At 69.4% G+C, this 6,879-nt stretch carries 6 protein-coding genes; 2 read left to right on the forward strand and 4 right to left on the reverse strand.

Features of this window, described 5'->3' with window-relative positions; genetic code table 11:
* The coding region (locus ASE87_RS02950) for a TerC family protein (RefSeq protein ID WP_235472171.1) at nt 1-987 on the reverse strand (987 nt) is incomplete at its 3' end.
* A 209-nt stretch (nt 988-1,196) separates the two neighbouring features.
* Between ASE87_RS02950 and ftsY the strand changes: the two genes are divergently transcribed.
* Entirely contained in the window at nt 1,197-2,066 is an 870-nt protein-coding gene (ftsY, locus tag ASE87_RS02955) for a signal recognition particle-docking protein FtsY (protein WP_043596298.1), read from the forward strand.
* A 77-nt stretch (nt 2,067-2,143) separates the two neighbouring features.
* Here the strand turns inward: ftsY and lipA are convergent, their stop codons facing one another.
* Nucleotides 2,144-3,130: a lipoyl synthase gene (lipA, locus tag ASE87_RS02960; RefSeq protein ID WP_056225794.1), complete on the reverse strand. Its 987-nt coding sequence runs from the start codon at nt 3,128-3,130 to the stop codon at nt 2,144-2,146.
* Nucleotides 3,127-3,810, reverse strand: a complete 684-nt coding sequence (gene lipB / locus ASE87_RS02965; RefSeq protein WP_056225797.1) for a lipoyl(octanoyl) transferase LipB — start codon at nt 3,808-3,810, stop codon at nt 3,127-3,129. The genes lipA and lipB overlap by 4 nt, the downstream gene beginning before the upstream one ends.
* Nucleotides 3,811-3,914: 104 nt before the next feature.
* On the opposite strand from lipB, the gene ffh reads away from it, so the two are divergent.
* A complete protein-coding gene (gene ffh / locus ASE87_RS02970; protein ID WP_043596303.1) occupies nt 3,915-5,489 on the forward strand; it encodes a signal recognition particle protein in 1,575 nt (524 codons plus the stop codon).
* A gap of 123 nt (nt 5,490-5,612) precedes the next feature.
* On the opposite strand, the gene ASE87_RS02975 is transcribed toward ffh, so the two are convergent.
* Entirely contained in the window at nt 5,613-6,758 is a 1,146-nt protein-coding gene (locus ASE87_RS02975; protein ID WP_056225799.1) for a glutamate--cysteine ligase, read from the reverse strand.
* Nucleotides 6,759-6,879 lie beyond the last annotated feature (121 nt).

Here is a 6,879-nt window from a genome sequence, read left to right on the forward strand (position 1 = left end):
GCCGGCCTTCGCGCGGGCGTCCCGTCGGGTCTTCGCGAGGCTGGCGACCGTCGCGACGGCGATGGTCAGCACGATGAAGCCGAGCGAGAACCAGATCGGGATCTCGGGAATCCAGGTGATCGGCTCGCCGCCGTTGATGAACGGCACCTCGTTGACGTGCAGGGCGTGGAACAACAGCTTGACGCCGATGAAGGCGAGGATGACCGCCAGGCCCTGGGCCAGGTACACGAGGCGCTCGAGCAGACCCGAGATGAGGAAGTACAGCTGACGCAGGCCGAGCAGCGAGAACGCGTTCGCCGTGAAGACGATGTAGGCCTCTTGCGTGAGGCCGAAGATGGCCGGGATCGAGTCGAGCGCGAAGAGCACGTCGGTCAGGCCGATCGCGACCATGACGAGGAAGAGCGGGGTGAAGAGGCGCTTGCCGTCGACCTTGGTGGTCAGCTTCTGGCCGTCGTAGTCCTGCGAGGTGGGGATGACACGGCGCAGGGCACGGATGAGCTTGCTGTCCGCCTCGTCCTTCTCGTCGTCGCCGTGGCCGCCCTTGACCTGGCTGTAGGCGAGCCAGAAGAGCAGGATGCCGAAGAGGTAGAAGACCCACGAGAAGTTCTCGATGATGACCACGCCGGCCGCGATGAACAGACCGCGCGAGAGCAGGGCGATGGCGATGCCGACGAGCAGCACCTTCTGCTGGTAGATGCGGGGCACCGCGAAGCTCGTCATGATGATCAGGAAGACGAACAGGTTGTCGACCGAGAGGGCCTTCTCGGTGATGTAGCCGGCGAAGTACTCGCCACCGAAGGTCCAGTTCGAGAAGACGCCCACGCCGACGCCGAACAGGACGGCGATGCCGATGTAGACGCCCGACCAGATGGCCGACTCGCGGATGGTCGGCTCGTGCGGCGTGCGGACGTGACTGAAGAAGTCGAAGAACAGCAGGCCGATGATGCCGGCGATGGTGATCGCCCAGGTCAAGAAATGGACGTCCATGTGTGTACCTCCAGTACGCAGCGGGTACCGAAGGTCTCCTCCACTCGCGTCGCGTCCTGATCAGGACGGCTGCGAACCGGTGCACCGGGTCGAGATCGGTCTCTTCCGTATTGACGACGCCACCGCGTGGGAGTACTCCCCTTCAACCTGGCGAGCTTACAGCCTCTGCACGTCCGCGGTCTCGTCCGGGGCCGAATAAGCTGGCCCGCATGGCTTCCCCCTGGTCCCTCTCCGGTGCCCTCCGTGGCATGTTCGCCAAGAAGACGATCGACGAGACCACGTGGGACGACCTCGAGGCCGCCCTGATCGGCGCCGACTTCGGCCCCGACGTGACCGAGCAGATCATCGACGACCTGCAGGCGAAGGTGCAGCGCTACTCGACCACCGACCCCGCCGACCTCAAGCGCATGCTGCGCGAGACGCTCGAAGAACGGCTCTCGAAGCTCGACTCGACCCTCAAGCTCAGCGCCCGACCCGCCGTCGTGCTCATGGTCGGCGTCAACGGCGTCGGCAAGACGACGACCATCGGCAAGTTCGCCAAGTTCCTGCGGAACTACGACCGCTCGGTCGTCGTGGGGGCGGCCGACACCTTCCGTGCGGCGGCCGTCGAGCAGGTCGCGACCTGGGCCGAGCGTGCCGGCGCCCGCATCGTCCGCCCCCAGCAGCAGGGCCAAGACCCTGCGTCGGTGGCCTTCCAGACCGTCGAGCTCGCCATGCGCGAAGGCATCGAGATCGTCCTGATCGACACGGCGGGGCGACTGCAGACGAAGTCAGGCCTGATGGACGAGCTCGGCAAGATCAAGCGCGTCGTCGAGAAGCAGACCGAGATCGCCGAGGTGCTGCTCGTGCTCGACGCGACGACGGGCCAGAACGGCCTGGCCCAGGCGCAGGCCTTCATCGAGCACGCCGGGGTGACCGGCCTCGTCCTGACGAAGCTCGACGGCTCGGCCCGAGGCGGATTCGTCCTCGCGGTGCAGGAGCAGACCGGCATCCCGATCAAGCTCGTCGGTCAGGGCGAGGGCATCGGCGACCTCACCGGCTTCACCCCCCACGTGTTCGTCCAGAACCTCATCGCGTAGGCGCCCACGCGCCCCGGCACGGACGAAGGAGGCGCGGGTCACGCGACCCGCGCCTCCTGCGTCCACCCCGGCGCGCGTCACACGGCCTGGCGCCCGGCCCCCGCCTCGAGCAGGTGGCGCAGCGCCTCGGGCACGACTCCGCCGCGTGCCTCGGTCGCCCGCGCCCACAGTCGACCCGCACGGTACGACGACCGCACGAGCGGCCCGGCGAGCACACCGCTGAAGCCCATGTCCTCCGCGATCTCGCGGAAGTCGACGAACTCGTCCGGGTGCACCCACCGGGCGACCGGCAGGTGCCGGGGGCTGGGGCGCAGGTACTGGGTCAGCGTGATGATGTCGGTGTGCGCCTCCCGGAGTCGTTCGAGGGCGTCGATGACCTCACCTCGTTCCTCACCCATGCCGAGGATCAGGTTCGACTTCGTCACGAGGCCGGCGTCGTGACCCTGTGTGATGACGTCGAGGGACCGCTCGAAGGTGAACGCGGGGCGGATGCGCTTGAAGATGCGCGGCACCGTCTCGACGTTGTGGGCGAAGACCTCGGGCCGGGCGTCGAAGACCTGCCCGAGCAGGTCGGGGCGAGCGTTGAAGTCGGGGACGAGGATCTCGACGCCCGTGCCCGGGTTCAGTTCGTGGACGCGGCGGATGGTCTCGGCGTAGAGCCACGCGCCTCCGTCGTCGAGGTCGTCGCGCGCGACGCCGGTGACGGTCGCATAACGCAGCCCCATCTCGCGCACCGACTCGGCGACCGACAGGGGCTCGCGGCGGTCGATCGGGCTCGGCTTGCCCGTGTCGATCTGACAGAAGTCACAGCGGCGCGTGCACTGCGAGCCGCCGATCAGGAACGTCGCCTCGCGGTCCTCCCAGCACTCGAAGATGTTCGGACAGCCGGCCTCCTGGCAGACGGTGTGCAGCTTCTTGTCGACCACGAGCTCGGTCAGGGCGCGGTATTCGGGGCCCTGCTTGGCGGTGGTCTTGATCCAGGTCGGCTTCTTCTCGATTGGGGTCTCGGCGTTGCGGGCCTCGACGCGCAGCAGCCGTCGGCCCTCGGGGGCGGTCGTCGTCATCGGTGGGCTCCCACAGGGTCGGGTCGGGCCGGCCGGCGTCCGGCGGTCTCGAGGCTGGTCAGGTACGTGGTCAGGGCCGTCTCGAGGGCGTCCGCGACGTCGGTGACGGCCACGCGCCTCCCGGAGGCGCGGGTCAGGCTGGTCACGCCGGCGTCGGTGATGCCGCAGGGCACGATCTGGGCGTAGGGGGACAGGTCGGCGTCGCAGGTGAGGGCGACTCCGTGCATCGTCACGCCCTCGGCGACCCGCACGCCGACCGCCGCGACCTTGTCGTCACCGAGGGGCCCCGGCACCCAGGCACCGCTGCGCCCGGCCACCCGCACGGCCGACACTCCGACGCCCGAGCACACCTCGATCAGGCACGCCTCGAGCGCGCGGACGTGCGCGACGACGTCGAGCGGCTCGGGCAGGCGCACGATCGGGTACGCCACGAGCTGGCCGGGGCCGTGCCAGGTGATGCGTCCGCCGCGGTCGACCGGGACGACGGGGGAGCCGTCGCGAGGCAGGTCGGTCGTCTGCGTGCGCGTACCCGCCGTGTAGACGGACGGGTGCTGGCAGAGGACGAGTGCCGAGTCGAGCCGGCCGGCCACCACGTCGGCGTGCAGTCGCCGCTGCAGGCGCAGCCCCTCGCGGTAGTCGAGCGGCGGACCCGTCAGGCCGACACGTCGCGTCGTGGTCATGCCCCGAGGGTAACCTCATTGATGCACCGAGTACAACAAAGCCGAGCCGAGGAGGTGCGGCCACGCAGCGCGGGACGCCGACGGTCGGTTAAGATGGGCGCACCATGGCCACTTTTGGAACCCTCTCCGACCGCCTCGCGGAAACCTTCAAGAACCTCCGCAACAAGGGCAAGCTGAGTCCCGCCGACGTCGACGGCACCGTGCGCGAGATCCGTCGCGCCCTGCTCGACGCCGACGTCGCGTTCGACGTCGTCAAGGCGTTCACGAACACGGTGCGCGACCGCGCCCTCGGCGACGAGGTCAGCAAGGCCCTGAACCCCGCGCAGCAGGTCGTCCAGATCGTCAACGAAGAACTGGTGCAGATCCTCGGCGGTCAGCAGCGTCGGCTCGAGTTCGCCAAGAACCCGCCGACCGTCATCATGCTCGCCGGGCTCCAGGGAGCCGGCAAGACGACGCTCGCGGGCAAGCTGGCCAAGTGGCTCGCGAAGGACGGCCACACGCCCATGCTCGTGGCGGCCGACCTCCAGCGTCCCAACGCGGTGACGCAGCTGCAGGTCGTCGGAGAGCAGGCCGGCGCCCACGTCTTCGCGCCCGAGCCCGGCAACGGCGTGGGTGACCCGGTCAAGGTCGCCAAGCAGGCCATCAAGTACGCCCGCGACAAGCAGTACGACACGGTCATCGTCGACACGGCCGGTCGTCTCGGCGTCGACGCCGAGCTCATGAAGCAGGCCGCGAACATCCGCAAGGCCGTGGACCCCGACGAGGTGCTGTTCGTCATCGACGCGATGATCGGTCAGGACGCCGTCGCCACCGCCAAGGCCTTCCAGGACGGCGTCGACTTCACCGGCGTCGTGCTCTCGAAGCTCGACGGCGACGCCCGCGGTGGTGCCGCCCTCAGCGTCGCGTCGGTCACCGGCCGCCCCATCATGTTCGCGTCGACGGGCGAGTCGCTCGACGACTTCGAGCCGTTCCACCCCGACCGCATGGCGAGCCGCATCCTCGACCTCGGTGACATCCTCTCGCTCATCGAGCAGGCCCAGCAGGCCTTCGACGAAGAAGAGGCGATGGCGGTCGCGCAGAAGATCGCGACCGACTCCTTCACGCTCGACGACTTCCTCACGCAGATGCAGCAGCTGCGCAAGATGGGCTCGATCAAGGGCATGCTCGGCATGCTGCCGGGCGCCAAGGGCATGCGCGAGCAGCTCGAGAACTTCGACGAGCGCGAGATCGTCCGCACCGAGGCGATCATCCAGTCGATGACGCAGCAAGAGCGTGCGATGCCCAAGCTGCTCAACGGCTCGCGTCGCCTCCGCATCGCGCGCGGTTCGGGCATGACCGTCACCGACGTCAACCAGCTCGTGCAGCGCTTCGAGCAGGCCTCGAAGATGATGAAGACCGTCGCCAAGGGCGGCGTGCCCCAGGTCCCCGGCATGGGCCCGATCCCCGGCGCCTCGTACGCCGGCAAGAAGGCGCAGCCCAAGAAGAAGGGCTCGAAGGCCGGCAACCCGGCCAAGCGCGCCGCTCAGAACGCCGCCCTCGCCACCGGTGCCAAGCCCGCTTCGTCCGCTCCCGGCGGTTCCGGCTTCGGACTGGGCGGCGGTGGTGGTGCCACGGCCGGTGGCACGGCACCCTCGCCCGAAGAGCTCGCGTCGCTGCAGAAGATGCTCGGGCGCGGCTGACCCGACCCGCGCCTCCTGACGGTCGTCGACGCCCGTCCCGCCTGACGCGGGGTGGGCGTCGTCGTCCCTGCGTAACGACGTCCGTGCCTGACGTCGTCCGTGCACGACGTCGGACGCGGCGCCTCACTCGGCTGCGGACAACCCCTCGTCGAACTCGCGGACCAGCGAGGCCACGACGGGCCGGAGGTCTCCGCCGTGGGCGGCGGCGACGGCGAGCTGGCGCTGGTAGCTGGCCCCGCGGTCGGTGATCACCGCGAGCGAGTGCAGTTCGTCGAGGCAGCCGAGGCGTTCGGCCGCCGGCTCGAGCGACGTCACGAGTTCGCGCAGGTCGTCCGTCACCAGTCGTTCGTCGCCGGCCGCGTTCTGGATCACGATGGCGTCCATGCCGTACCGGGCGGCGCGCCACTTGTTCTCGCGGACGAACCACGGCTGCATGCTCGTCAGGGTCTCGCCGCGGTCGAGCCGCTCGGACATGTCGTCGACGAGGCACTGCACCAGTGCCGTCACGGCGGCGAGCTCGTCGGTCGTCGCGATGCCGTCGAAGACGCGCGTCTCGAGGGTGCCCCACTTCGGCGAGGGACGGAGGTCCCAGCGCAGTTCGCTGTGGTCGTCGATCACGCCGGTGTGGGTCATGTCGGCGACCATGGCCTCGTATTCGGACCAGGCCGCGAACTGGGGCGGCAGACCCGCCGTCGGCAGCTGCTGGAACATCAGTGCCCGGTTCGAGGCGTATCCCGTCTCTTCCCCGACCCAGAACGGGCTGGACGCCGTCAGGGCCTGGAAGTGCGGCAGGTAGGTGAGCATGCCGTTGAGGATCGGCAGCACCTTGGCGCGGTCGTCGATGCCGACGTGCACGTGGACCCCCCAGATCATCATCTGGCGGCCCCACCAGCGCGTGCGGTCGATCAGCGTGGCGTAGCGCTCCTTGTCGGGGGTCACCTCCTGGTCGACGTAGCGGCTGTAGGGGTGCGTTCCGGCACACATCAGGTCGGCGCCGAGCACCGAGGCGGGGCCGCGGACCTGGTCGATCGTGCCCTTCAGGTCGTCGACGGCGTCGGCGACGCGGTGGTGGACGCCCGTGACGACCTCGACCGTGTTGGTGAGCAGTTCGTTGGTCAGCCGCTCGGGGCCGCCGTCGTTCACGTGGGCCAGGTCGGCGAGGATCGCCGGGGCGTGCGGCGCCAGCTCGCCCGACTCGTGGTCGACGAGGGCGAGCTCCCACTCGACGCCGAGGGTCGACCGCTCTGAGGTCGTAAAATCGATGCGCATCCGCGTGGCCTTCCCGTGGGCGTCAGGGCGGGTCCATCCTGCCAGCCGGGGCGCGCAGGGGGCCGTCGACGGAGCAGGTGGGCACGTCCTGAGTCGTCCGATGACGCCGGGGAGGCGCGGT

This window comes from Frigoribacterium sp. Leaf44, from assembly GCF_001421865.1.
Classification (GTDB): domain Bacteria; phylum Actinomycetota; class Actinomycetes; order Actinomycetales; family Microbacteriaceae; genus Frigoribacterium.